The 24,654-nt window shown below is 66.9% G+C and carries 23 protein-coding genes and 1 pseudogene; 14 read left to right on the top strand and 10 right to left on the bottom strand.

The annotated features are described in order from the left end of the window. From AC5Y47_RS01760 to AC5Y47_RS01750, 3 genes are all read right to left on the bottom strand, one after another. On the bottom strand, positions 1 to 369 hold a 369-nt coding region (locus AC5Y47_RS01760), incomplete at its 3' end, for an acyl-CoA dehydrogenase family protein (protein WP_499941373.1). After that, the gene (locus tag AC5Y47_RS01755; protein WP_499941372.1) at positions 366 to 1,502 is read right to left on the bottom strand and encodes an acyl-CoA dehydrogenase family protein; all 1,137 of its coding nucleotides are present in this window, start codon (positions 1,500 to 1,502) and stop codon (positions 366 to 368) included. The genes AC5Y47_RS01760 and AC5Y47_RS01755, both read right to left, overlap by 4 nt. Positions 1,503 to 1,573: 71 nt before the next feature. Next, positions 1,574 to 1,729, bottom strand: a complete 156-nt coding sequence (locus tag AC5Y47_RS01750; RefSeq protein ID WP_499941370.1) for a hypothetical protein — start codon at positions 1,727 to 1,729, stop codon at positions 1,574 to 1,576. A gap of 125 nt (positions 1,730 to 1,854) precedes the next feature. Between AC5Y47_RS01750 and AC5Y47_RS01745 the strand changes: the two genes are divergently transcribed. From AC5Y47_RS01745 to AC5Y47_RS01715, 7 genes are all read left to right on the top strand, one after another. Next, positions 1,855 to 3,513 carry a nitric oxide reductase activation protein NorD gene (locus tag AC5Y47_RS01745; protein ID WP_499941426.1) on the top strand — a complete coding sequence of 553 codons (1,659 nt, stop codon included), beginning with the start codon at positions 1,855 to 1,857 and terminating at the stop codon, positions 3,511 to 3,513. Between the two features lie 118 nt (positions 3,514 to 3,631). Further along, positions 3,632 to 4,483 carry a CbbQ/NirQ/NorQ/GpvN family protein gene (locus AC5Y47_RS01740; RefSeq protein ID WP_499941368.1) on the top strand — a complete coding sequence of 284 codons (852 nt, stop codon included), beginning with the start codon at positions 3,632 to 3,634 and terminating at the stop codon, positions 4,481 to 4,483. Positions 4,484 to 4,573: 90 nt separating this feature from the next. Then, complete coding sequence (locus AC5Y47_RS01735) at positions 4,574 to 5,686, top strand: ABC transporter substrate-binding protein (protein ID WP_499941366.1); 1,113 nt, start codon at positions 4,574 to 4,576, stop codon at positions 5,684 to 5,686. Between the two features lie 10 nt (positions 5,687 to 5,696). Further along, the gene (locus AC5Y47_RS01730; RefSeq protein WP_499941364.1) at positions 5,697 to 6,845 is read left to right on the top strand and encodes a spirocyclase AveC family protein; all 1,149 of its coding nucleotides are present in this window, start codon (positions 5,697 to 5,699) and stop codon (positions 6,843 to 6,845) included. Then, positions 6,838 to 7,839 (top strand): SDR family oxidoreductase, encoded by a 1,002-nt coding sequence (locus tag AC5Y47_RS01725; protein WP_499941362.1) that lies wholly within the window; start codon positions 6,838 to 6,840, stop codon positions 7,837 to 7,839. The genes AC5Y47_RS01730 and AC5Y47_RS01725 overlap by 8 nt, the downstream gene beginning before the upstream one ends. After that, positions 7,839 to 9,056: a cytochrome P450 gene (locus AC5Y47_RS01720; RefSeq protein ID WP_499941360.1), complete on the top strand. Its 1,218-nt coding sequence runs from the start codon at positions 7,839 to 7,841 to the stop codon at positions 9,054 to 9,056. The genes AC5Y47_RS01725 and AC5Y47_RS01720 overlap by 1 nt, the downstream gene beginning before the upstream one ends. 89 nt (positions 9,057 to 9,145) lie before the next feature. Then, positions 9,146 to 10,630: an aldehyde dehydrogenase family protein gene (locus AC5Y47_RS01715; protein ID WP_499941358.1), complete on the top strand. Its 1,485-nt coding sequence runs from the start codon at positions 9,146 to 9,148 to the stop codon at positions 10,628 to 10,630. Here the strand turns inward: AC5Y47_RS01715 and AC5Y47_RS01710 are convergent. Together AC5Y47_RS01710 and AC5Y47_RS01705 are read right to left on the bottom strand one after the other, a co-directional pair. Further along, positions 10,602 to 11,600 (bottom strand): LLM class F420-dependent oxidoreductase, encoded by a 999-nt coding sequence (locus AC5Y47_RS01710; RefSeq protein ID WP_499941356.1) that lies wholly within the window; start codon positions 11,598 to 11,600, stop codon positions 10,602 to 10,604. The genes AC5Y47_RS01715 and AC5Y47_RS01710 overlap by 29 nt on opposite strands. Before the next feature lie 118 nt (positions 11,601 to 11,718). Continuing rightward, positions 11,719 to 11,892: pseudogene (locus AC5Y47_RS01705) on the bottom strand (hypothetical protein); the annotation flags it as partial. Between the two features lie 611 nt (positions 11,893 to 12,503). Here AC5Y47_RS01705 and AC5Y47_RS01700 point away from each other — a divergent pair. Continuing rightward, on the top strand, positions 12,504 to 13,004 hold the full coding sequence (locus tag AC5Y47_RS01700; protein ID WP_499941354.1) for a hypothetical protein: 501 nt from the start codon (positions 12,504 to 12,506) through the stop codon (positions 13,002 to 13,004). 42 nt (positions 13,005 to 13,046) lie between these two features. Here AC5Y47_RS01700 and AC5Y47_RS01695 read toward each other — a convergent pair whose 3' ends face one another. Continuing rightward, positions 13,047 to 14,474, bottom strand: coding sequence for a WS/DGAT/MGAT family O-acyltransferase (locus AC5Y47_RS01695; protein ID WP_499941352.1), 1,428 nt, complete (start codon positions 14,472 to 14,474; stop codon positions 13,047 to 13,049). Between the two features lie 105 nt (positions 14,475 to 14,579). Between AC5Y47_RS01695 and AC5Y47_RS01690 the strand changes: the two genes are divergently transcribed. Both AC5Y47_RS01690 and AC5Y47_RS01685 read left to right on the top strand, forming a co-directional pair. Further along, the gene (locus AC5Y47_RS01690; RefSeq protein WP_499941350.1) at positions 14,580 to 15,737 is read left to right on the top strand and encodes a thiolase family protein; all 1,158 of its coding nucleotides are present in this window, start codon (positions 14,580 to 14,582) and stop codon (positions 15,735 to 15,737) included. Continuing rightward, a complete protein-coding gene (locus AC5Y47_RS01685) occupies positions 15,734 to 16,525 on the top strand; it encodes a crotonase/enoyl-CoA hydratase family protein (protein ID WP_499941348.1) in 792 nt (263 codons plus the stop codon). The genes AC5Y47_RS01690 and AC5Y47_RS01685 overlap by 4 nt, the downstream gene beginning before the upstream one ends. Before the next feature lie 99 nt (positions 16,526 to 16,624). Here AC5Y47_RS01685 and AC5Y47_RS01680 read toward each other — a convergent pair whose 3' ends face one another. Together AC5Y47_RS01680 and AC5Y47_RS01675 are read right to left on the bottom strand one after the other, a co-directional pair. After that, entirely contained in the window at positions 16,625 to 17,641 is a 1,017-nt protein-coding gene (locus AC5Y47_RS01680; RefSeq protein WP_499941347.1) for an NAD(P)/FAD-dependent oxidoreductase, read from the bottom strand. Further along, the gene (locus AC5Y47_RS01675) at positions 17,638 to 18,138 is read right to left on the bottom strand and encodes an isoprenylcysteine carboxyl methyltransferase family protein (RefSeq protein WP_499941345.1); all 501 of its coding nucleotides are present in this window, start codon (positions 18,136 to 18,138) and stop codon (positions 17,638 to 17,640) included. The genes AC5Y47_RS01680 and AC5Y47_RS01675 overlap by 4 nt, the downstream gene beginning before the upstream one ends. A 268-nt stretch (positions 18,139 to 18,406) precedes the next feature. Here AC5Y47_RS01675 and AC5Y47_RS01670 point away from each other — a divergent pair, with 268 nt between their 5' ends. Both AC5Y47_RS01670 and AC5Y47_RS01665 read left to right on the top strand, forming a co-directional pair. Then, positions 18,407 to 19,564 (top strand): NAD(P)H-binding protein, encoded by a 1,158-nt coding sequence (locus AC5Y47_RS01670; RefSeq protein ID WP_499941343.1) that lies wholly within the window; start codon positions 18,407 to 18,409, stop codon positions 19,562 to 19,564. Next, positions 19,561 to 20,298 (top strand): CPBP family intramembrane glutamic endopeptidase, encoded by a 738-nt coding sequence (locus AC5Y47_RS01665; RefSeq protein ID WP_499941342.1) that lies wholly within the window; start codon positions 19,561 to 19,563, stop codon positions 20,296 to 20,298. The genes AC5Y47_RS01670 and AC5Y47_RS01665 overlap by 4 nt, the downstream gene beginning before the upstream one ends. On the opposite strand, the gene AC5Y47_RS01660 is transcribed toward AC5Y47_RS01665, so the two are convergent. Together AC5Y47_RS01660 and AC5Y47_RS01655 are read right to left on the bottom strand one after the other, a co-directional pair. Beyond that, positions 20,261 to 21,655, bottom strand: a complete 1,395-nt coding sequence (locus AC5Y47_RS01660; RefSeq protein ID WP_499941341.1) for a DUF2867 domain-containing protein — start codon at positions 21,653 to 21,655, stop codon at positions 20,261 to 20,263. The two genes, AC5Y47_RS01665 and AC5Y47_RS01660, sit on opposite strands and share 38 nt — an antisense overlap. A gap of 78 nt (positions 21,656 to 21,733) precedes the next feature. After that, on the bottom strand, positions 21,734 to 22,546 hold the full coding sequence (locus AC5Y47_RS01655; RefSeq protein WP_499941339.1) for an enoyl-CoA hydratase: 813 nt from the start codon (positions 22,544 to 22,546) through the stop codon (positions 21,734 to 21,736). Between the two features lie 103 nt (positions 22,547 to 22,649). On the opposite strand from AC5Y47_RS01655, the gene AC5Y47_RS01650 reads away from it, so the two are divergent. Beyond that, entirely contained in the window at positions 22,650 to 23,729 is a 1,080-nt protein-coding gene (locus tag AC5Y47_RS01650; protein WP_499941338.1) for a CaiB/BaiF CoA transferase family protein, read from the top strand. A gap of 48 nt (positions 23,730 to 23,777) precedes the next feature. Further along, positions 23,778 to 24,530, top strand: coding sequence for a 3-hydroxyacyl-CoA dehydrogenase (locus AC5Y47_RS01645; RefSeq protein WP_499941337.1), 753 nt, complete (start codon positions 23,778 to 23,780; stop codon positions 24,528 to 24,530). The last annotated feature ends 124 nt before the right edge of the window (positions 24,531 to 24,654 follow it).

Raw genomic sequence — 24,654 nt, 5'->3', positions numbered from 1 at the left:
GACGCTGGCAACGGTGGTGCCGTTGGCGATCCCGGTGAGGATCGGCCCGGCAGCGTCACCGCCGAGGCGGTCCAGGAGGCGGGCGGCCGCGACGGCGGTGGACAGCCAGGGGCCGGGGTGCAGCGCGGCGCCGAGTTCTTCGGCGACGATGCCGGCCTCGACCATCCCCAGGCCGGCGCCGCCGTATCGATCGGGCACCAGCAGGCCGGTCGCCCCGAGGCCGGCCAGTCCGCGCCACACCACGTCCGTCAGGCCGGACGGATCGTCGAGCAACGGACGCACGTGCTCCGAAATCGAGGCCCGCTCAGCGAGAAACCGTCGCACCGTGTCGCGCAGGGCGAGCTGCTCTTCGGTCAGTTCCAGGTTCATTTGCGCGGCAGCCCCAGCACTCGCTGTGCGGTGATGTTCTTGTTGATCTGACTGGTGCCTCCGGCGATGGTCAAGGACCGCGACGACAACCGGTAGTCGGCCCAGTGCCCCTGCGTGCCCAGCACGTCGAACGCCAGCGCGGCCAGGTCCTGGCCGATCTCGCCCCACACGGTCTTGGCCAGGCTGGCCGACCCGAGCGGGTCGCCGCCGTGCAACGTCGCCGAAATGGCGCGCTGACACAACACTTCCAGATACTTGATGCGCACACTGAGCTCGCCCAGTCGGCGCAGCACCACCGGGTCCTCAAGCGCGCCGTCCACGGCCGTCAAGTCGGCCACGAGTTCGTCCAGCCGCACGTGCATTTCGGCGTACAACCGTGCGGCCCCGGCACGCTCGTGACTCAACGTGGTGGTGGCGACCTGCCACCCCGCATTGAGCGGACCGAGCAGCGCATCGGCCGGTATCCGCACCTCGTTGAAGAACACCTCGGCGAAATCCGTGTCGCCGTTCAGGGTCGCCAGGGGGCGGGCCTCGATGCCGGGCAGGCTCATGTCCACGATCAGGCAGGAGATGCCCTGGTGTTTCGGGGCTTCCGGGTCGGTTCGGACATACAGTTGGCACCAGTTCGCCTTGTGGCCCAACGAAGTCCAGATTTTCTGCCCGGTGACCACGAAGTGTTCGCCGTCGCGCACCGCCCGAGTGCGTAGTGCGGCCAGATCGGATCCGGCCTCGGGTTCCGACATGCCCTGGCACCAGATGTCGTCGGCGCGCATCATCCGCGGCAGCAGCGTCGTCTTCTGCTCTTCGGTGCCGTACTGCATGATCGCGGGGGCGATGTTGTTCATCCCGATCACGTTCAGCGGCAACGGGGCTCGCTGGCGCGTGGTTTCTTCGGTGTAGACCAGTTGTTCGAGCACCGTGGCACCGCGACCGCCGTATTCGGTGGGCCAGGAGACCGCGCCCCAGCCCGCATCCGCAGCGGTTGCGTCCCACGCGCGCAGCTTCTCGAACACCGCGTCGTCACGGCCCGACGGCCTTCGCGCGGCCCGGAGTTCATCGGTCAGATTGGTCGACAGCCAGGCGCGCAACTCATCGCGGAAGCGCTCCACTTCCACCGGGTATGAGAAGTCCACGTTTGTTATTCGACCTCGGGCAATTGTCTGCGACCAAGCCGCACTCTACGTTGGAACAGATATTTGGTCAATCAGCGCGACGCCGTCAACGGCCGGTGGTAAGAGGGGCCGTCGGTGCCGTGCCGTGCCGTACGCGTCCCGGCCACCGGGGACCGCATGCAGTCGTGGGTCTCCGCGCGGTCGGTCCGGCGCCGGATCTGTTCTCGCAGTTCGCTGTCCGTGGTCATGCACCGGATCCTCTCGGTTGACTGCAATCGGACCGGACTCTACGGTGGAACAGATATTTGGTCAACGAAGGAGGGGCGTGGTCGGCGACACCCCTGATCACCAGGGCCACCACCAGGGTCTGGGCATGCTTGCTTCCGCGCTGGCCGGGCGGCCGATGGCGGTTGCCGCACTGCAGCCCGGTGAAGCACCGTGGACCGACGGCCAGACGATCTATCTCGATCCGTCCGGCGGCCGGCGCTACCAGCGCGAGGCGGTCGCGGTGCAGGCCTCGCTGATCGCAGCCGGCAGCCTCGAACCCGACGTGGTGCGTCCGCTGGTCCGGCACCGCAAGCTGGCCGGTCGCTACCTGGCGATCGAAGCGCACCGCGCGCTGTGCGCCAACCGGGACCTGTTGCCGAATCCGTTGGTGTCGTTGGGCAACCGCGACATCGCCGCCCTCAGCGACTCACCGATGGCGTCGCTGCGAATCGCCGAGGGGCGGACCGCAATCGACGATCCGGGCCCGGCCTTCGGCGTGATTCGCGCGGCCAAGGTGCTGGCCGCCAACACCCGGCGGGCAGAGCAACAGGATCAAGCGGACCCCAAGCATGTGCCGCGGGACCGCAAGGCTCAGGAGCCGGACCGGCTCGAGGAACTGGACGATGACGAGATCGACGATTCCGACGATCCGGATATGTTCACCAGCCCGGTGGGCGGGGGTGGGTTCATCGGCAAATGGCTCAAGAAGATGCTGTCGTCGGCGCGCAAGACCGGTAGTGGCGGCGGTCCGCCCGGCGCGGACACACCGACGCACCGCACCAACTCCGGAAAGCGTGGTGCGCATGCGGTGTCGTCGCTGGCGTCGACGTCCAGCGAGGAAGACCGGATCCACGATGCGCAAGCCGACGGCGCGCGGTACCCGGAATGGGACGCGGGGAACAAGCGCTACCGCCCCGGATGGTGCACCGTGCGCGAGATCCAACCGAAGATCAAACCGTCGGCCACCCAGGCCATCGACGACGCGATCGGCGTGCGGCGCCCGCTGTCCCGGCTGGGCATGGGGTTGCACCGGCGCCACCGCCAACCCCAAGGCGACGACATCGACATCGACGCCGCGGTGGAAGCCCGGGTAGAGGTGCGGTCGGGTTCGGCGCCCGACGAGGCGGTGTATCTGGACAGCCTGCGACGCAGGCGCGACCTTTCGGTGCTGCTGCTGCTCGACGTTTCCGGGTCGACGGCCGAACCGGGCACGGCCGGGCGCACGGTGCACGAACAACAGCGCGCGGCGGTCGCCAACCTGGCCGTCGCGTTGCACGACCTGGGGGACCGGGTGGCGCTGTACGCGTATTACTCGCAGGGCCGGGGCGCGGTGAGCATGGTGCCCGTCAAACGGTTCGACGACCATTTCGACACCCGGATCATGCGCCGCCTCAACAGCTTGGAGCCCGGGGCGTATTCGCGGCTGGGGGCGGCGGTCCGGCACGGTTCGACCGTCCTGGAGGCGCGCGGCGGCACGGCCCGGCGGTTGTTGGTGGTGCTGTCCGACGGGTTGGCCTACGACCACGGGTACGAACGTGCTTACGGGGCCGCGGACGCGCGCCGTGCGCTGTCCGAAGCCCGCCGCCGCGGTACCGGATGCGTGTGCCTGACCATCGGCGCGGGGACCGACGTGGAGTCGCTGCGTCGCGTCTTCGGCAGGACCGCGCACGCGACCATCGGCCGCCCGGACCAACTCGCCGGCGTGATCGGTCCGCTGTTCCGGTCCGCGTTGCGCTCGGCTGAGGTGCGTCGGCGGGTTTCCTAATCGCATGGAGCAGAACGGAGTTCGTGAGTCTCCCGGGCCGCTGGGGACACCCCGGCTGTCCGCTTGAAACAAACATCTGTTCCGGCTAAGCTCAAGCCACGGTGGCGGAAAGGAAGACATGTCAAACGAGTCCGGACTCGCTTACCGAAACGGCGCGACCCCCGAGGTGGATGACTTGCGGCCCTACTATCAAGCGGTCGGCCGCGAGGAGGCCGTCTTCAAGGCGGCCTACCGGCAAGGCCTGGCGCTGGTCCTCAAGGGGCCGACGGGCTGCGGCAAGACGCGGTTCGTCGAGGCCATGGCGCACGACCTGGGTAGGCCGCTGATCACCGTCGCCTGCCACGACGACCTGACCACCGCGGACCTCGTCGGCCGGTATCTGCTGCGTGGTGACGAGACGGTGTGGGTGGACGGTCCGCTGACCCGCGCGGTGCGCGAAGGCGCGATCTGCTATCTGGACGAGGTGGTGGAAGCCCGGCAGGACACCACCGTGGTGCTGCATCCGCTCGCCGATCACCGGCGACAGTTGCCCATCGAGCGGCTCGGTGAAACCCTGGACGCGGCACCCGGATTCGGCCTGGTGGTGTCCTACAACCCCGGCTATCAGAGTGTGCTCAAAGACCTCAAGGACTCGACGCGCCAACGCATGGTGGCCATCGAATTCGACTTTCCCACACCGGAAGTCGAAGAGAGAATTATCGCGCACGAGGCCGGGGTGGATGCCGGCACGGCGGCCGATCTGGTGCGTTTCGGGCAGGCTATCCGTCGGTTGGAGACCGGCGGCCTGCGCGAGGTCGCCTCGACGCGGGTGCTGATCGCGGCGGGCCGGCTGGTCGCCGAGGGTCTGACCATGTCGGAGGCGGCACTGGCGGCGATCGCCGGACCGCTCACCGACGACGTGGCGGTGGGGCGGGCGCTGGCCGAGATGATCGAGGTCTATCTGGGCGACACGGACCAATCCCGCAATTGACGCTACAAACCGCCCGGACTAGGGTCTGAACAAATATTAGGTTTTAACACGAGTACGTGCCGCCGCATTCGCGGCCGTCCGGGAGGCCAGATGTCCTACGAAAGCACCGCTGAGCCGATCAAGGTCGGCTATCTGATGGACTTCAAGCTGCCGCCCGGGTTTCCGGAAGAGCTGTTCGCCTCGTTCACCCGGACGTTCGAGCTCGTCTTCGAAGAGGCGCTGCAGCAGGGGTTGATGGACCGGCCCGTGCAGATGATCTATCGCGAGGTGGAAGGTCTGCCCAAAGGGTCGGTCAAGGCCGTGATCGACGCGTATGGCGAACTGGTCGACGAGGGCTGCCTGGTGGTCTTCGGCCCCAATATCACCGACAACTGTGTGCCGCTGCGTGAGGCCATCGAGGAACGCTTCAAGGTGCCTGCGATCAGCGTGACCGGCACCGACGACTGGCTGGGCGAGTGGACCTTTGCGTTCCCGCAGGGATCCATGACCGACGAGCCGATCTTTTTGGCCGACCTCATCGCCAAACGAGAACTCACCGAGATCGGGGTCCTGGTCGAGCGGAGCCTGATCGGTGAGAGCTATCTGAAGAACCTGCGAAGTGCCTGTGGGCGCAAGGGAATTCGGATTGTCGCCGAAGTGTCGATCGCCCAGACGGCTCAGGACATCAACGCTGCCGTGCAGACGCTGCACGAGGCGAAGGCCGAGGCGATCGTGCACCTGGGCTTCGGCTTCGGAATCGTCTTCGTCAACCCCGCACTCGAGGGGCTCGGCTGGGACCCGCCGCGCTTCAGCACCACCGCGTGGCAGAACGCCTGGGTCAACCCGATCATGTGGAACGCGTTCATGGGTTGGATCGGGGTCGACCAGTACGACGAGGCGAACCAGGTAGGGCAGGACTTCCTCGACGCCTACGCGCAGAAGTACAACGGCAGCCGTCCCGAGTATTGCGTGACCGTGGTGAACCGCGACGTCGCCGCGACGCTGGTGCGGGCGTTCACCGACGCCCACCCGCTCAGCCCGCGTGGCGTGAAGGAGGCGCTGGAGCGGGTGAAGATGCTGCCCGCGGCGTCGGGGGCACCCGGCACCCGGGTGTCGTTGGGCAAGTGGACCCGCCGTGCCTGGATGGGTGCCGGGTATCTGGTGGCGCGGACCCTGGACGCCGACGGCGTCAACTCCCACCTGGTGGACCGCTTCGGAGAGTGAGGCGCACGCAATGAGCACTGACCAGTCCATACCGCTTGTGGCAGAACAGAAGACACCGCAGCGAGCCGGAAAGCGCAAGTGGGGCGGGTGGATTGCCGCTGCTGCGCTGGCAGCGTTCGCGCTGTTCTTCATCGTGAACTGCCGGAAGGCCCTCGGCCCACGCGTCGCCAATCCCAACGTGCAGGGCCGGCCGCGTCCCGTCGAGTTCATGTTCGGCCTGGACTACATCACGTTCCTGGACAGCGCGACTGCGGTGGCGCTGGTCGTGCTCGTGGCGGTGTTCGTCAGGGGCTGGCGGCGGAATCCGGGCAGCCCGGCGATGCTGATGTTCTTGTGCACCACCTTGATCGTGTGGCAGGACCCGATCATGAACTGGGCGCCGTTCGCGGTCTACAACCCCGACCTCATCCACTGGCCGGAGTCGTGGCCGCTGGTCTCGCTGTCGCCGACGGTGGAACCATTCGTCGTATTCGGTTACGTGATGTTCTATTTCGGCCCGTACTTCCCAGGGGTATGGATCCTGCGCAAGCTGCAGGCCAGAAAGGGTCCCGAGCATTTCGTGTCGCGGCACCCGTTGATCTGCCTGGGCTCGATAGTCCTGGTGATCGGCTTCGTCATGGATGCCATGCTGGAGAACACGTTGGTCCACTGGGGCATGTACATCTACTCGCAGGTGATTCCGTGGGGCTCCATTTTCACCGGCACCACCTTCCAGTTCCCGTTGATCTGGGAGTCGTTTTCGGTGACGTTCGTGATGGTGCCCGCGGCGATCCTGGTCTATCGCGACGACACCGGGAAGTCGGTGGCCGAGAAGCTGGCCGCGAAAGCCAAGATCTTCCCGAGCAGGCCGGTATTGGGCACGTTCCTGGTGATGTTCGTCATCATCAACGTGTCCTACTTCGCCTACGGCGGATGGTTCGCCGCGATCAAGGCCAGCAAGCTGGCGACGTCGGTGGCCTGCCCGTGGCCCTACCCTGAAGCCAAAGTCTATGACCCGCAAGGGTTTTACGAGAAAGCCGGCGCCCAAGGGCCGTTCTCAGTCGGCATCTGGTCGACCTGGATGAGCGGACAGCCCGACGGGCGGCCACATGTCGATCCGCCGCCGCCGGGACAAGGTCCGTGCGCGGCACAGAATCAAGTCGCCGACAAGAATGGCTGAACCGCGCGCCGTCGTCATCACCGGCGCTTCCCGAGGTCTCGGATTCGCCTCGGCCGTACGGCTGTACCGCGAAGGGTGGCGGGTAGTGGCGGCCATGCGGCCACCGGAGGGCGGAATGCCGTTGCTGCGTCAGGCGACCGGTGCCGACGAAGACGACGACCGACTGCGCTGCGTGCAGCTCGACCTGCTGGACCCGGCGTCGATTTCCGCGGCTGCCAAGACGATCGAGGAAACCGTCGGCGCTCCCTACGCGTTGGTGCACAACGCTGGAATATCCGCCGCCGGGATGGTGGAAGAGACCGATATGGCGTTGTGGCAGAAGATGTTTGCCACCAGCGTCCTGGGTCCCGTGGCGCTCACCCAGGCGTTGCTGCCGTCGATGCGGGCGGCGGGGCAGGGGCGGATCGTGTTGGTGTCCAGCGCGGCCGGGGTGCGCGGTCAGCCGGCGACGGCGCCCTATTCGGCGGCCAAGGGCGCGCTGGAACGGTGGGGCGAGTCGATGGCATGTGAGATCGCACCCTTCGGCCTCGGTGTCACGGTCCTGGTGTCGGGCACCTATGACACCGACATCATCACCGACGCAGGCACGACCGACGACCGTGACTTCGCCGGTCCGTATGCCCGGCTGCACAACTCCATGAACACCCGGGGCAGGTTCGCGATGAAACTCGCCCGTCCACCAGAGCGATTCACCGACGGACTGCTCAAAGCGCTCGCGGACCAGGCCCCGTTCCGCCGTCGCGGCGTCGGCCCGGATGCCTCGATGTTGTTGGCGTTCAGCCGACTTCTTCCCGCCGCCGGCATGCACCACATGTCACGGATCGTGCTGGGGATACCGCGACAAGGCGCGATGCGCGACGGGGCCTGGCCACTGACGGTCGACCAGAAAGCGATGGTGGCGGCCGCGCGCGTGCTGCCCCAACCCGTACTGCAGCGCTTGGCGACATTGGCGGCCCGGCGTGGCAAAGCAGCCGAGGATGGTGAAAGGCACTGATGGAACAGCTATTTGACGACCTGAATGATTTCGGCGCCTTCGACGACGCGATATCCGGTGACGTGCGTGACCCATACACCGAACTGGCGAGACTGCGCCGTGAGGAACCGGTGCAGCGGCTCGAGACTTCGGGGGCACTTCCGCACGAGGAATCGCTGCCGATGTTCATCGTGTATCGCCACGAAGACATTCAGCAGATGCTGCGCGACAACGAAACCTTCTCGTCGGCCGCCGTCATCGCGGCGTTCGGCCCGGTGCTGGGCGAACGCGTGATGCTGGGGATGGACGAGCCGATCCACGGCAGGTTGCGGTCGCTGGTGTCAAAGGCGTTCTCGCAGAAGTCGTTAGCGCGGTGGCAGGACGAGTTGGTCGGTCGGGTGGCCAACGGTCTGATCGACGAGTTCGCCCCCAACGGCAAGGCAGATCTGGTGAAGGAGTTCACCTTCGACTACCCGAGCCAGATCATCGCGGGCCTGTTGGGGTTGCCGGAGGAGGACTACCCGCAGTTCCAACGATGGTCGATCTCGCTGCTGAGCTGGCTGATGAACCCCGAACGCGGACTCGCGGCCGCCGCGGCGTTGTGCGAGTATTTCGCGCCGATCCTGGAAGCGCGGCGCGCCGAGCCGAAAGACGACCTGATCAGCGCTCTCGGCGCGGCCGAGATCGACGGCGAGATGCTGGCGGACGAGGAGATCTTCTCGTTCCTGCGGCTACTGCTGCCGGCCGGTGTCGAGACCACGTACCGGTCGCTGGGCAGCCTGCTGCTCGCGCTGCTGAAAGATCCCGAGCAGCTGGAGGCGATCCGGGCGGACCGCTCGCTGTTACCGCAGGCGATCGAAGAGGGCGTGCGGTGGGAGTCGCCCTTGCTCACCATCACCAGGGTGGCCACCCGCGACACCGAACTGGGCGGGGTGGCGATTCCGGCCGGCGCCACGGTGATGCCGATGCTGGGTTCGGCCAACCGTCAGGAAGACCGCTATCCCGACCCGGACACGTTCGACATCCACCGTCAGGCCCGGGCACACCTGGGGTGGGGGCACGGCGTGCACGTCTGCCTGGGCATGCACCTGGCTCGACTGGAGATGCGCACCGCGATCAATCTGCTGCTGGACCGGCTGCCGAATTTGCGTCTGGACCCCGACGCGGACGACCCGCACATCCGCGGGCAGGTGTTCCGGTCGCCGACGGCGGTGCCGGTGCTTTTCGACCCGCAGTAGGGGGCTCTGCGAGTTGCAACTTGCCAATCGGCTAGTTTCCGGTAAGGCTCTCTGTAGCCCGTTTAACGAGTCAGAAGAAAGTGACAGATATGGCTGACACTGTAAAGGTCCGGTTCGAGCCGAAGATGATGATCGACGGCAAGCTCGTCGACGGGCAGGCCGGCACCTTCACCAACATCAACCCGGCCACCGAGGAGTCGCTCGGTGAGGTCGCCGACGCCTCCAAGCAGGACATGCACCGGGCCATCGACGCCGCCCGGCGCGCTTTCGACGAGACCGACTGGTCGACCAACCGCGAACTGCGCAAGCGGTGTCTGCTGCAGCTGCACGACGCGATCGAGGAGGAGAAGGAAGAGCTGCGTGAGGAGCTCATCCTCGAGGTCGGGTCGCCGCGCGCAATCACCTTCGGCCCGCAGCTGGACGCCCCGCTGGCCGACGGGCTGAAGTACCCGGCCCGGCTGATCGACGAGTACGCGTGGGAGACCGACCTGGGCGACCGGGTGATCAGCCTGACCGGAACGAACACGACGATCAAGGTCTGGCGCGAGCCCGTCGGCGTGGTCGGCGCGATCGTGCCGTGGAACTTCCCGTTCGAGGTCACCATCAACAAGCTCGGCCAGGCGCTGGGTACCGGGAACACCGTCGTGCTCAAGCCGGCACCCAACACGCCGTTCAACGCCACCCGGCTGGGCCGGCTGATCGCCGAGAAGACCGACATCCCGGCCGGTGTGGTCAACGTCGTGACCGCGTCGGATCACTTTGTGGGCGAGGAACTCACGCTGTCGCCGAAGGTCGACCTGATCTCGTTCACCGGGTCGACGGTGGTCGGCAAACGGATCATGGAAAAGGGCGCCGCGACGATGAAGCGGCTGTTCCTGGAGCTGGGCGGTAAGTCGGCCACCATCGTGTTGGAGGACGCCGACTTCGGCATGGCCTGCGCGATCGGCATCGCGCCGTGCATGCACGCCGGGCAGGGTTGCGCGAACCCGACCCGGATGCTGCTGCCGCGCTCGCGCTACGAGGAGGGCGTGGCGATCCTGAAGAGCATCTACGAGAACGTCACGTGCGGTGACCCGCAGGACCCCGGAACCCTGTGCGGCCCGGTCATTTCCGAGCGGCAGCGCGATCGGGTGATGGGCTACATCCGCAAGGGTGTCGAAGAAGGTGCCACCGCCTTGGTCGGCGGCCCCGACGCGGAAACCGGCTTCGACAAGGGATTCTTCGTGCGCCCAACGCTTTTCACCGACGTCGACAACTCGATGACGATCGCGCAGGAGGAGATCTTCGGCCCGGTGCTGTCCGTCATCCCGTTCGACGACGAGGAAGACGCCATCCGGATCGCCAACGACAGCAAGTACGGACTGGCCGGCAACGTGATGTCCGGTTCGCTGGAGCGTTCCCTGGCGGTGGCGCGGCGCATCAAAGCCGGCTTCATGGGCGTCAACGGCGGCGCCGCATACGGCGCGGACGCCCCCTTCGGCGGCTACAAGGACAGCGGCGTCGGGCGCCAGAACGGTGTGGCCGGCTTCGACCAGTACACCGAGATCAAGTCCGTGGGGTATCCGGCGCAGTAACGCTTCGCGGCGCGAGCTGCGGCATGACCTCGGAGGCGACAAGCTCAACGTGATCGAGGTCGTCGATATCTCTGATCATGAGATGGATGCGGCTGACCCCGATTTCGGCGTGGCGGCCGAAGTTGTCGACTAGTTCGGCAGGAGATCCGGCGCCTCCGTTTCGGGTCAACTCCTCGACACTGCGTCCCATCGCCGCGGCCCGCGATGCGACCTCTGCGTCGGTGCGGCCGCAACACAACACCAGGGTGTTGGACAGCTTGACCTCGGCGGGATCCCGGTTGATAGCCCGGCACGCTTGGCGGACTCGCTCGAACTGTACGACAGCGGCGTCGGTTCCTGTCGGCGGGGAATTGAACGGATCGTCTGAGTCTGTTCTGGCCGACAGATGATTGAATTCGTCGGCGTAACGGGCGCTGAGCGCTGGGGTCCGCACCGCGCCGGCGCCTCCAATGATGACCGGGGGACCGCCTGGCTGGTAGGGCTTGGGCAGCGCCGGGCAGTCATCGAGGCGGAAATATTTACCGCGGTAACTGAAGCGGTCACCGATCGAGGTGCGCCATAAGCCGAGGATCACTGCCAGTGATTCTTCTAGGCGGTCGAAGCGCTCCTTGCCGGAGGGAAACGGAATGCCGTATGCGCGGTGCTCGGGCTCATACCAGCCGGCTCCCAGGCCGAACTCGACCCGACCACCGCTCATTTGGTCGATCTGGGCGACTTGTATGGCCAACGAACCCGGGTGCCGAAACGTCGCTGCAGTCACCAGCACCCCGAGTCGGATGCTAGTGGTCTCGCGAGCGAGCCCCGCCAAGGTCACCCAGGCATCGGTCGTTCCCGGCGGCTGCTCACCCCAGTAGTGGTCGCCCCGGAAAAACCCTGAATAGCTACACTCCTCGGCGGTTTGCGCCAGCCGTAGGTGTTGTTCGTACAGCGCCGATCTCGATATCGGCGCCGCAAAGACTGTTAACTCCATAGGGGTATGGAGGTGTGTACGTTGCCGCGCCGCACCGGCGCAGCTTCCGAAAGATCGTAAGTCACAATGCCATTCGCAACATTGACGATGCCCATGCGAAGCTCCTCGCAGGAGTCGCCTAATCGTAGGTGGGGCGCGGCGACCTGAACATGTTGCGGCGCCGCCAAATTGCACCGACGATGCCAGCTTCAAGCCTCATGATTGCCCTGCCTTGCCCGCCCCGCCCTGAGCGGGACTTGCCTGCGCCCTCGTTATGACGACGAATTGCCTTCTGGCCCTGCCCGAATGGGCCACGAAAGTTGAGTCGGTCGTACCCGTGTTTCGGTTACAGCAAACGTTGCGACTATGCCTACGGCGCGACCCCGAAGGGGGAGTGCTCGGCCTTTCTCGCCGCTGATGATCGCCACGCAGCGCACAGCAGACGTTCGTGCTGGCGGCGACCGTGCCCGCCGAGGTAATCCCGGGAATGGCGCCACAACATTCCTGACCGCATGTGAGGTTTTCGAGGGAAACTGGCGGTGCTCTGAATTTGGGGTTTGCCGAAATGAAAGCACGGGTAGATATCCGGATAAGTTTGCTGGCGCTTCGGGCGAAGCCGGTGGTAGCTCGTAGACCGAGGGGTGGAACAGTTATGAAAGGCGCCTGCCCGTTGCGTTAGCGCTGCGAGGATCGGCGCCGTTGTGCGGAACTCCAATGGCGATTCAGTCGGATAATTGATGCCAATACACGTGTGTTTGTGCGGGCTGTTTGTACTAAGGGTATTTCACTGACAATCCCGCGCATCGCCTATTTGACGTGTGCCGACATGCGATGTGTCCAACAATGTTGGAACCAATAGAGCAAGTGCTCCCCGAAAAGCGTTTCGGGGGCAGCAATCCAATGGCAAAAGATAGGTAAAAGGCAATGACTAAGCAAATCACACTCGCGGCAGCAGCGGCAGCACTCGCCGCCCTGCTGACTGCTCCCACGGCAACCGCGGAGCCCGCACCGGGCGCACCCCCGGCGCCCAACGGCCTCTACACCATCCACGAGTGGGCAAATACCAATCCGGCCAGCGAGGAATATCCCACGTATCAGCGGCAGATCGAAGCCGGCGCGCCGGGGACGTTTACCGTCATGGGTCCAAAGATCCAGTTGGTGTACGAGTGGAAGAACAACAGCGCAACCAACGAACAGGTTTGGTACGCACTGAAGCCCGGCGGGTTAGTCGACATGGAGTGCAAGGTCGGGCAAGCGAAGAACGCGCCGGAAGAGGTCGTGCTTCATCCGGAGGGCGACAGGCTGGTCGGCTACGTAAGGATCATGTGGTCGCCTGAGTTTCCGGGCTGCCCTGACCCCGCGACCGGCCAGGTGTCAACCGACTACACGCCGGCGACACATCGTCTCGAGTTCGTCCCGGCCTGATCCGATCCCTCGACATGGTCGTCGAACCCGTCCCGTGACGATCTATACGGTAGCCGGGCGCATCGCGGAGTCGACCCGCGCGAGTTCCCCGGAAAGACCTGCCGCGGTGCGGATTTCGCGGAATGCGTGCACCATCGCGTCGGTCGCCTCGTGCGGGTCGGTCAGGGTTTGGTCGTCGGCGATCACCGAGACGTTGAGCTGGTCGACGTAGCTCCACACGGTGAAGTTGATGCCGCAGGCGGCCATCAGCGGGCCCACCGAATAGATCTCGCTGATCGGGGCTCCGGCGAAATGGCCGCGTTCGCGCGGCCCGGGCACATTGGAGATCGGGACGTTGAACAGCTTGTTCTGGGACTGCCGTTTCGCCAGCCACCGGAAGGTGGCGGGCGCGGCTGCCGGCGGTAGATAGTCGATCAGCCGGCCCGTCAGCTCCGGACCCAGCAACTCGTTGTTCTCCTTGGCGATTGCGCTGCCCACCGCGGTCAGTCGCACCCGCTCCAACGGATCCTCGACATGGGTGGGTAGCGACACCACCATGCCACCGAGCTCGTTGCCGCTGATCCGGTCCGGGGACTTGTCGGTGCTCGCCGGGACCGAGGCGACGATGGGTTGGTCCGCCTTGCCGTCGTAGCGCAGTAACAGCTCCCGCAGCGCGCCCGCGGCGGTGGCCAGCACCAGGTCGTTGATGGTGATGGTCAGGTGCTTGCTCGTCTCTTTGACCTGGGCGAGCGAGAGCGTGGCGGTGGCGAACGTCCGGACCGGGCTCAGTACGTGGTTGATGAAGGTCGGCGGCGCCTGCAGCCAGTCGGCGACGTCTGGTTGCTCGTCACGCTCGCGGGCGCGGCGTCGCATCCGGCGCACGCCGGTGACTGCGTCACCGATCAACCCGGGCAGCGCGGCGATCTGCTGGGCGTGGTCGCGTCCGGCCGCCTGCAGCAATTCCGAGGTCGTCGGGGGAGCGCAATCTTTCGCACCGGTCCCGTCGCCGATCGAACCGCTCTCGTCCATCAGCCTGGCTACCAGGTTGGCCGAGGCGACCCCGTCGGCCAGGGCGTGATGCATCTTGCCGATCAGCGCGAACCTGTCACCGGCGAGACCCTCGGCGAAGTGGAACTCCCACAACGGGCGGCTGCGGTCCAGGGGTGTGCTGGCGATCTCCCCGACGATCCGGTCGAACTCGCGGCGACCTCCGGGTGCGGGCACCCGCACCTGGCGCAGGTGGTAGTCGAGGTCCACCTCGCAGTTCTCCAGCCACATCGGATGATGCAGCCGCCACGGAATGTTGACGAGTTGGTAGCGCAACGGGTCCAGCAGCGGCAGCCGTTGTCGCAACGTGCGCCGGAACAGGTCGAAGCTGAACTCGCCGGCGAAATCCGAGGCGTCGATGACCGCGATCTTCAACGTGTGCGTGTGCAGGTTCGGCGTTTCGCTGTACAGCAGCATCGCGTCCATGCCGTTGAGCCGCTTCACGTGACCATTATCACGCCCGGTCAGCGAAACCCACCCCGCCCTTTCACCGGCCAACGCGTTGGTTGACAATCGGAGGAGATAACACGTGTCAAAGGAGACAAACTCATGGCTGAAGCCGTCATCGTCGAAGCAGTGCGTTCCCCGATCGGCAAGCGCAACGGCGGGCTGTCCGGGGTGCACCCGGCCGAACTGTCCGCGCAGGTCCTCAACGGTCTGGTCACCAAGGCCGGCATCGACCCCGAGCTGGTCGACGACGTCATCTGGGGCTGCGTGATGCAGGCCGGCGAGCAGGCCCTCGACATCGGCCGCACCGCCCTGCTCACCGCGGGCTGGCCCGAAACGGTGCCCGGCGTGACCGTCGACCGCCAGTGCGGCTCCAGCCAGCAGTCGGTGCACTTCGCCGCCGCGGGCGTGGTGGCCGGCCACTACGACGTCGTGGTCGCCGGCGGCGTCGAGTCGATGTCGCGCACTCCGATGGGCGCGTCGCTGGCCAACGGCGGGCGGCCGTATCCGGAAAACTTCCTGTCGCGCTACAACGGCCAGATCCCCAACCAGGGCATCGGCGCGGAGATGATCGCCGAACAGTGGGGCCTCGACCGTCGCACGCTGGACCAGTTCTCCCTTAACTCGCACGAAAAGGCCGCTGCTGCACAGGATTCCGGTGCTTTCGACGACCAGATCGTAGGCATCAACGTGACCGAAGGGAACGAGAAAAACACAGTGTTGAAGGACGAGGGCATTCGCCGCGGCACCCCGATGGAGAAGATGGCGTCGCTGAAGCCGGCGTTCAAGGAGGACGGCGTGATCCACGCCGGCAACTCCTCGCAGATCTCCGACGGCTCGGCGGCGCTGCTGTTCATGTCTGCCGAGAAGGCCAAGGAAATCGGCGCCAAGCCGATCGCGAAGGTGCACACCGCCACCCTGGCCGGCGCCGACCCGGTGATCATGCTGACCGCTCCCATCCCGGCCACCCAGAAGGTGCTCAAGCGCTCCGGGCTGTCCATCGGCGACATCGGCGCCTACGAGGTCAACGAGGCGTTCGCGCCGGTACCGCTGGCCTGGCTGAAGGACATCGGCGCCGACGAGTCCAAGCTCAACCCCAACGGCGGCGCGATCGCGCTGGGTCACCCGCTCGGTGGCTCCGGCGCCCGCATCATGACCACGCTGCTGTATCACATGCGGGACAAGGGGATTCGGTACGGGCTGCAGACGATGTGTGAGGGCGGCGGGCAGGCCAACGCCACCATTCTCGAGCTGCTGTGACAGACGGGCCGGGCGCTCTGACCGAGCGCCGCGGCAATGTCCTGATCATCACGATCAACAGGCCCGAGGCGCGCAACGCGATCAATGCCTCGGTCAGCATTGCCGTCGGCGACGCGCTGGAGGAGGCGCAGCACGATCCCGAAGTGCGGGCGGTGGTGATCACCGGCGCGGGCGACAAGTCGTTCTGCGCCGGCGCCGATCTGAAGGCCATCGCCCGCCGGGAGAACCTGTACCACCCCGAGCATCCCGAATATGGGTTCGCCGGCTACGTGCACCACTTCATCGACAAGCCGACCATCGCCGCGGTCAACGGCACCGCGCTGGGTGGGGGCACCGAACTGGCGCTGGCCAGCGACCTGGTGGTAGCCGAGGAGCGCGCCCGGTTCGGGCTGCCGGAGGTCAAACGCGGGTTGATCGCGGCCGCCGGCGGGGTGTTCCGGATCATGGATCATCTGCCGCGCAAGGTGGCGATGGAACTGTTGATGACCGGCGAGCCGCTGAGCGCGGCCGACGCCCTGCGGTGGGGTCTGATCAACCAGGTTGTCACGGACGGTTCGGTGCTTGATGCCGCGTTGGCGCTGGCCGAGCGGGTGACCGGGAACGCACCGCTGTCGGTGCAGGCCAGCAAGCGCATCGCCTACGGCGTCGACGACGGCGTGATCACCGGTGACGAGCCGGGCTGGGAGCGCACCGTGCGCGAGATGAAGACGCTGCTGCGCTCCGAGGACGCCAAGGAAGGTCCGCTGGCGTTCGCCGAGAAGCGGGAGCCGGTCTGGAAGGCGCGCTGAGTTGCGTTAGTAGCGCGAGCAGACGCAAAAGCCCCCATTTCGTACCGAAATGAGGGGCTTTTGCGTCTGCTCGCGCGGGCCCCGCGGCCCCGGGGGGCTTTAGGACGCCAATTTGTTGACGCCCCAACGGAACAGCGGCGGCAGCAACGCGCAGGCCGGCACCAGGGCGCGTCGTGCGGGCGGCGGTGTGCTGGCCAGCACCAGGCCGCGGGTGAGCCATCGGTAGTCGCGGGTGACGCGGTGCCATGCGCGCTCGTAGGACTCCGGCGCGTCGTCGATGATGGCAGCCACCGCGGCCGCGGCCTGCTTGACCGCCAGGCTGATGCCCTCCCCGGTCAGCGCATCCTCATAGCCCGCGGCGTCCCCCACCAGCAGCACCCGACCGGCCACCCGCCGCGACACCACCTGCCGCAACGGCCCGCAACCCCGTGCCGGTCCGCGCTCGGCGTCGCGCAGCTGCGGCGCCAGCGTCGGGAACCAGTCCAGTTCGGGCCGCTGCCGGGACAGGATGGCCACGCCGACCAGGTCCGGTTCCACCGGCGTCACGTACGCCTCGCCCCACCGCGACCAGTGCACCTCGACGAAATCCGACCAGGCCGGCACCCGGTAATGCCAGCGCAGACCGTGCCGGCGCGGCGTACCGGTGGTCGCCTTGATCCCGACGGCCCGCCGCACCGCCGAATGCAGCCCGTCGGCACCCACCAACCATCGGGCACGCACACCCGCGGCGCTGACCCCGTGCGCGTCCTGCGCGACGGCGGACACCTTGGCCCGGATCCATTCGGCGTCCTGCTCTTTGGCGCGCGCGGCCAGCGCGGCATGCAGAGTGGTGCGACGCACCCCCCGCCCCGGGCCGGTACGGAAACAGGCCTGCGCGCGCCGGTCCTCGGAGACATAGGCGATGCCACGAAACGGCATTCCGGCCGGGTCCACACCCAGCGAGGTCAGTTCGGCCAGCCCGCCGGGCATCAGACCCTCGCCGCACGCCTTGTCGATCGGGTTCTCCCGAGGTTCGGCCACGATCACCGAAAGCCCTTGCGCGCGTGCGTGTAACGCCGCGGCCAGACCTCCCGGCCCGCCGCCGACGACCAGCACGTCCGCGTCGTAGTCCGTCATGTGTAACCCAGCGCCGAGTTCTCCACCCGCAACCGGACCGTGAGCAGCGCCGCATTGGCCACGGTGAAACACGCCGCGGTCAGCCACGCGGTGTGCACCAGCGGCAGCGCGAAGCCCTCGGCGACCACGGCGACGTAGTTGGGGTGGTTCATGAACCGATACGGGCCGCGCTTGACCAGTTGGGCATGGGGCAGCACGATCACCCGGGTGTTCCACCGCTTGCCCAGCGACCTGATACACCACCAGCGCAGACCCTGCGACAGCGCCACTACGACCAGCATCGGCCAGCCCAGCCACGGAACGAACGGCCGGTGCAGTGCCCAGGGTTCGACGAGACAGCCCACCAGCAGCGCGGTGTGCAAGGCGACCATGGCCAGATAGTGGCGACGGCCGAACTCCTTGGCGCCTTGCCCGAAGGACCACTTCGCGTTGCGCCGCGACACCACCAGCTCAGCGACGCGTTCCAGCGCCACGGCCAGGATCAGCAGGTAGTACACGGCTTCACCATCTCAAAGGCGCCGGCGCCGGAGCCCGGGGGGATGGGCGTCACCGAGCAATCTTCGCGCTGAACCGTGGGGGAACGTAATCCGACCGCTACCGGGCGCCCGGCGGCGCCACCAGGATGCGCGGCCCGCCATATCAGGGTCACGACGTCGCCGCCCGATCGGTTCAGACCGCCGTGACCTGCACCGATTTGCGACGGCCCCGGGTGGGGTACGTATCCGGAGGGGATTTCGCGGGCGACGAGCAGATAGGTTGTGCAGTATGCGGATTCTGGTGACGGGTGCCACCGGATACATCGGGTCACGGCTGGTGACGGCCCTGTTGGCGGACGATCACCAGGTGCTGGCCGCCAGCCGGAACGTCAAACGCCTGAAGGAATTCGGCTGGTACGACGAGGTCACCCCGGTGAGGCTGGATGCGGCGGATCCGTCCTCGCTGACGTCGGCGTTCGGGACCGCCGCAGACACCGGCGATCCCGTCGACGTGGTCTACTACCTGGTCCACGGCATCGGCCAGGCCGACTTCCGCGACGCTGACCGCACCGCGGCAGCCAATATGGCCGTCGCGGCCAAGGAGGCCGGCGTGCGCCGCATCGTCTACCTGGGCGGCTTCGTGCCCGAGGACGACACGCTGTCCGATCACCTGGCCAGCCGCGCCGAGGTCGCCGAAGCGCTGACGATCGAAGGCGGCCCGGAATTGGTGTGGCTGGGCGCGGCCATCATCATCGGCGCCGGGTCGACGTCATTCGAGATGCTGCGCTACGTGTCCGACCGGTTCCCGCTGTTGCCGATCCCGAGTTGGCTGGACAACCCCATCGATCCGATCTCCATCCGCGACGTGCTGCATTACCTCGTCGCCGCGGCCGATCCCGAGCAGGTACCGGCAGGTGCCTACGACATCTCCGGCCCGGACACCACCTCCTACCGCGGGTTGCTCAAGACGTACGCGCGAGCCTCGGGCCAGTGGCGAGCCGCGCTGCCGGTGATCGGGATCAACACCGCACTGGCATCGCGGGTGACCGCGCTGGCGCTGCCGGTGCCCGCCGGGCTTGCCGGTGACCTGGTGGAGTCACTGGATCATCCGATGCGCGCCTCGGGGAGCGGCCTGAAAGACAAAGTGCCCGACCCGCCGGGCGGCCTGCTGAGCGTCGCGGAGTCCATCGTCCTGGCGCTGGCCGGCACCAAGCGGGCGCCTCGGCCGGTCGACGCCCTGGCCGATCCGCACGATCTGGCCGACACCGATCCGATCTGGGCCGGGGGTGACGCGCTGCGCATCCGGAGGCTGGCCCGCACCATCACGCCACCCTTCGCGCGCCACACTCTAGGGTTGGTCAACATCGTCCCCGGCCCCGTGGCCGCGGCGGTGCGAACCAGCCTCGACATCCTGCTCTCCCTGACCCCGAAAGTACGCATTGCATGAGCCAGTCCACCGCTGCTCCCTGCACCCCGCCCCACCGCACCAACCCGTTCCAGGAATTCCGCCGCGCGATAACCAATGTCGCAGTGCCCCACCACGAATCACCACGCGTCATACTGCGACGGCGCATCGTCGTCGCCATCACCCTGGTGCTCGGTGCCGTGGTGTTGGGATTCTCGCTGCGCAGCAAACCCGGCGATCCGGCGTTCTATTGGCTGACGCTGACGTTGGCGGCGGTCTGGTTCGCCGGTTCGTTCATATCCGGCCCGCTGCACCTGGGCGGTATCTGTTGGCGCGGGCGCAACCAGCGTCCGGTCATCACCGGGACAGTTACCGGTCTGCTGCTCGGCGGCGCGTTCGTGGTCGGGGCATTGATCGTCCGGGAGATAACGCCGGTCGCGGACCTGATCACCCGGGTGCTGCTCTACGCGAACCAGGGTGCCTTCTGGCTGGTCGTGCTGATCACCGTGATCAACGGTGTCGCCGAGGAGACCTTCTTCCGTGGTGCGCTCTACACCGCGCTGGGCCGGCACCACCCGCTGGTGATCTCCACGGTGCTGTACGTGTTCGCCACCATGGCCTCCGGCAACTACATGCTGGGGTTCGCCGGCATCATCTTGGGCACCGTCAACGCTCTACAACGTCGGGCCACCGGGGGAGTGCTGGCGCCGATGCTCACGCACTTCTTCTGGGGCCTGATCATGGTGCTCGTGTTGCCCCCTCTGTTTGGGGTTTGACGATCTGCAGGTGTCTGACCACCGTCAGGCGGCTGTCGACGTCGCGGGCCAGCGCCCGTAGTGCGGCCAGCCGCGCCGGGCGCACCGCCCGCCAGTAAATGCGCCCCGGGATGCCCAGCGGTACGAAGGTCGCCCGCTGTGTGTACAGGCTGCCGCTGCCGTTCTGCGGTGTGACCGTCAGTTCCAGCCATTCCCGCCCGGGTGCGCGTCCGGGGCCGCGCAACCTCAGCATGCGTCCGGGTCCACGTTCGCTGACCTGCCAGCCGCGGCCGATGGCGGCAAGCTCGGCGGCGCGCCAGACGTCGTCGGGTTGCGCGGTGCTCGAGACGCTCCGCACGTCGAAGTAGGACACCGCGCCCGCCCAATCGGGGTCGCTGGGCAGCGGGTCGGCCGGTTCGGACTCCAGCGAATCCCAGCTCGGCTCGGCGCGGCCCCGGGACGCTCGGCGCAGCGCGAGTTCGACCGCGCTGCGGTAGCCGGTCAAGCCGCGCGACGGCGGGTCGATGACGGTGTCGACGTCGGAGTTGCGCATCACCGCGTCGCATTCCAGGGATTCGACCAGTGGGCGCGCCAGGCCCGACGGGATCGGGGTCACCGCACCCACCCACACGCTGGCGATGGCCGGGGTCAGGAACGGCAACACGATGATGCGGCGCGGCTGCAGTCCGGCGACCTCGGCGTAGATGCGCATCATGTCGCCGTACTCCAACACGTCCGGCCCGCCGATGTCCCACGTCCGCGACTCAGGCACCAGAGCCGTCGCCGCGCCGACCAGATAGTGCAGCGCGTCGCGCACGGCGATCGGCTGGATTCGGTTGTGCACCCACTGCGGTGTCGTCATCACCGGTAACCGGTCGGTGAGATGCCGGATCATCTCGAACGACGCCGACCCCGACCCGATCACCACCCCGGCTTGGAGGACGACGGTTTCGATGCCCGAGCCGATCAGACGATCGCCCACCGCTTTACGCGACTCGAGATGTTCGGACAGCCGGCTGTTCTCGGGATGCAGCCCGCCCAGGTAGACGATGCGTCGTACCCCGGTGCGCCGTGCGGCCGTCACGACATTGCGGGCCGCTTCGGCTTCCTTGTCGGCGAAATCCTTTGACCCGCCCATGGAATGAACCAGGTAGTAGACGACGTCGACCCCGTCGAACGCCTCGGCCAGCGAGTCGGCGTCACTCAGATCACCCTGAGCCACTTCCACCCGGTCCCGCCAGGGCACGCCGTCCAGCTTTTCCGGCGTGCGGGCCAGCGCCCGCACCTGATGGCCGGCGTCCAGTAATCGGGGTATCAACCGGCCGCCGATGTAGCCGGTGGCGCCGGTAACCAAACAACGAACCTGGTCAGCCGTCACAGATCCCTGCTCCGTTCTCGTATGTCAGTCATTCGGAACCGACTCGAGGACGGATTGCCCGCGTTGTGCCGACGAAACTCAGGAATCGCTGAAGTTGGGCGCGCGGCGTTCCTGGAATGCCTTGGTGCCCTCTTTGAAATCGGGTGCCTGCAGCAACCCGGACTGGCCGTCGAATTCGCGCTCGAGCGCCGGGTCCAGTTCGGTCAGCGTGGCCGCGTTGATCGCCGCCTTCGTCTTGGCGAATGCCACTGCCGGCCCGGACACCAACCGGCCGATCACCTTGTCCACCTCGGCGTCGAACTGTTCGGCGGGATAGACCTCGGTCACCAGACCCCACTGCAGGGCCTCGGCGGCGGTCAACCGCTCGGGCAGCAGGGCCATCCGCATGGCGCGAACCCGGCCGATGGCGGCAGCGATCAGAGCCGACGCGCCGCCGTCGGGCATCAACCCGATCTTGGTGAACGCCAGCATGAAAAACGCCTTCTCCGAAGCCAATACGACGTCACAGGACAGGGCGATGGACACCCCGACGCCGGCCGCGGGCCCCTGCACGACGGCGACCACCGGATGCGGCAGCGCGGTGATCGCCCGGATCAGTCGGTTGATCTCCAGGATGATCTCGTCGGGCGGCGCCCCGCCGCTACCGGACATGTCGTCGGCACTGATCCCCGCCCCGGAGCTGAAGCCGCGACCGGCTCCACCGAGTCGCACCACCTTGACCGCGGGATCGCCGGCCGCGCGTTCCATGGCGTCGGCCAGTCCGGTGATCACCGGGGTGACCAGCGAGTTGAGGCTGTCCGGACGGTCGATGGTCACCGACAGCACACCGTCGGTCAGCTTGACGTCGAGGCCGTCGACGGGTGGCAGGGACGCGATTCCTGATTCGGGCATGCGTCTGAGATTAAGCGACCAGCACGCACGGTCCGACACCGCGGCTGCGAATATGTGATCAACCGGTTGTTAGGCAACGAAGCTGACGGAAGGTCGAAACATCATGGCGGGACCCCTGCACGGATTGCGCGTTATCGAGCTGGCCGGCATCGGCCCCGGCCCCCACGCCTCGATGATCCTGGGTGACCTCGGCGCCGACGTGGTCCGCGTCGAGCGCCCCTCGACCAGTAAGAGCAACGCCGTCAAGGACACCACCAACCGCAACCGCCGGCTCGTGTTCACCGACCTGAAGTCCGACGAGGGTCGCCAACAGGTGCTCGAGCTCGTCGCCAAGGCCGACGTGCTCATCGAGGGTTACCGGCCCGGTGTCACCGAGCGTCTGGGCCTGGGTCCCCAGGACTGCGCCAAGGTCAACGACCGGCTGATCTACGCCCGGATGACGGGCTGGGGTCAGACCGGGCCGCGCAGTCAGCAGGCCGGTCACGACATCAACTACATCTCGCTCAACGGCATCCTGCACTCGATCGGGCGGGTCGGCGAACGTCCGGTGCCGCCGCTGAACCTGGTCGGTGACTTCGGTGGGGGCTCGATGTTCCTGCTGCTGGGCGTCCTGTCGGCGCTGTTCGAGCGGCAGCACTCCGGAAAAGGTCAGGTCGTGGATGCCGCGATGGTCGACGGGTCCAGCGTGCTGATCCAGATGATGTGGCAGTTCCGTGCCTCCGGCATGTGGACCGACGCGCGGGGCACCAACATGCTCGACGGCGGCGCGCCCTACTACGACACCTACGAGTGCGCCGACGGTCGCTACGTCGCCGTCGGCGCGATCGAGCCGCAGTTCTACGCGGCGATGCTGACCGGGTTGGGTCTGGACGGTGCCGACCTGCCGGGTCAGAACGACATCAGCCGCTGGCCGGAACTGCGGGCGATCCTGACCGAGACGTTCGGCAGCCGCGACCGAGACCACTGGGCCAAGGTGTTCGCCGACTCCGACGCCTGCGTGACGCCGATCCTGGCGTTCGGCGAGGTGCAGACCGAGCCGCACATCACCGAGCGCGACACCTTCTACGAACTGGACGGTGGTCTGCAGCCGATGCCGGCGCCGCGATTCTCCCGGACCCAGGCCGATACTCCTCGGCCGGCGGAGTTGGGGGACGTCGAAGCGGTGCTGCAGGACTGGGTATAGTCCCGACCAACCAGTAGGTCGGGTAGCCGGAGCGGAAGGAAACACAGCGTGGAGATCAAGGACGCCGTTGCAGTCGTCACCGGGGGAGCGTCAGGTCTGGGCCTGGCCACCACCAAACGACTGCTGGACGCGGGAGCTCAGGTCGTGGTGCTGGACCTGCGGGGCGGCGACGCGGTCAGCGAGCTGGGAGATCGTGCCCGCTTCGTCGAGGCCGACGTCACCGACGAGGCTGCCGTCGGCGCCGCACTGGACGTCGCCGAATCGCTGGGCACCCTGCGCATCAACGTCAACTGCGCAGGTATCGGCAACGCGATCAAGACTCTGTCCAAGGACGGGCCGTTCCCGTTGGACGGGTTCAAGAAGGTCGTCGGCGTCAACCTGATCGGCACATTCAACGTGCTGCGGCTATCGGCCGAGCGCATCGCCAAGGCCGAGCCGATCGGGGAGGAGCGCGGCGTCATCATCAACACCGCGTCCGTTGCCGCGTTCGAAGGCCAGATCGGCCAGGCCGCCTACTCGGCGTCCAAGGGCGGTGTCGTCGGCATGACCCTGCCGATCGCCCGCGACCTGTCGCGTGAGCTGATCCGCGTGGTGACCATCGCACCGGGGTTGTTCAAGACGCCGCTGCTGGGTTCGCTGCCCGAAGAGGCGCAGCAGTCGCTGGGTAAGCAGGTGCCGCACCCGGCCCGACTGGGCGACCCCGACGAGTACGGGGCTCTGGCCGTGCACATCATCGAGAACCCGATGCTCAACGGCGAGGTGATCCGTTTGGACGGCGCGATCCGGATGGCGCCGCGGTAACTGGTCTGCGGCGTTTGGGTGTGAAGTCTGCGGCTTTTGGGCGTGAAGCCTGGGCGTTGCGGGTGAAGCCTGGGTGGAGATCGGGTCGACTATCCCGCCCTGCGCTCACACTGAAGTCCCTGAG

The organism is Mycobacterium sp. NGS22, assembly GCF_059813095.1.
This window is presented reverse-complemented; position numbering and strand designations above follow the sequence as displayed.

Coding starts and splice junctions, on each gene's coding strand:
- AC5Y47_RS01710 (WP_499941356.1), bottom strand. CDS start 11,600: ATGGAGTTAACAGTCTTTGCGGCGCCGATATCGAGATCGGCGCTGTAC.
- AC5Y47_RS01690 (WP_499941350.1), top strand. CDS start 14,580: ATGGCTGAAGCCGTCATCGTCGAAGCAGTGCGTTCCCCGATCGGCAAG.
- AC5Y47_RS01745 (WP_499941426.1), top strand. CDS start 1,855: ATGCTTGCTTCCGCGCTGGCCGGGCGGCCGATGGCGGTTGCCGCACTG.
- AC5Y47_RS01725 (WP_499941362.1), top strand. CDS start 6,838: ATGGCTGAACCGCGCGCCGTCGTCATCACCGGCGCTTCCCGAGGTCTC.
- AC5Y47_RS01670 (WP_499941343.1), top strand. CDS start 18,407: ATGCGGATTCTGGTGACGGGTGCCACCGGATACATCGGGTCACGGCTG.
- AC5Y47_RS01700 (WP_499941354.1), top strand. CDS start 12,504: ATGACTAAGCAAATCACACTCGCGGCAGCAGCGGCAGCACTCGCCGCC.
- AC5Y47_RS01740 (WP_499941368.1), top strand. CDS start 3,632: ATGTCAAACGAGTCCGGACTCGCTTACCGAAACGGCGCGACCCCCGAG.
- AC5Y47_RS01655 (WP_499941339.1), bottom strand. CDS start 22,546: ATGCCCGAATCAGGAATCGCGTCCCTGCCACCCGTCGACGGCCTCGAC.
- AC5Y47_RS01720 (WP_499941360.1), top strand. CDS start 7,839: ATGGAACAGCTATTTGACGACCTGAATGATTTCGGCGCCTTCGACGAC.
- AC5Y47_RS01750 (WP_499941370.1), bottom strand. CDS start 1,729: ATGACCACGGACAGCGAACTGCGAGAACAGATCCGGCGCCGGACCGAC.
- AC5Y47_RS01730 (WP_499941364.1), top strand. CDS start 5,697: ATGAGCACTGACCAGTCCATACCGCTTGTGGCAGAACAGAAGACACCG.
- AC5Y47_RS01650 (WP_499941338.1), top strand. CDS start 22,650: ATGGCGGGACCCCTGCACGGATTGCGCGTTATCGAGCTGGCCGGCATC.
- AC5Y47_RS01715 (WP_499941358.1), top strand. CDS start 9,146: ATGGCTGACACTGTAAAGGTCCGGTTCGAGCCGAAGATGATGATCGAC.
- AC5Y47_RS01680 (WP_499941347.1), bottom strand. CDS start 17,641: ATGACGGACTACGACGCGGACGTGCTGGTCGTCGGCGGCGGGCCGGGA.
- AC5Y47_RS01665 (WP_499941342.1), top strand. CDS start 19,561: ATGAGCCAGTCCACCGCTGCTCCCTGCACCCCGCCCCACCGCACCAAC.
- AC5Y47_RS01735 (WP_499941366.1), top strand. CDS start 4,574: ATGTCCTACGAAAGCACCGCTGAGCCGATCAAGGTCGGCTATCTGATG.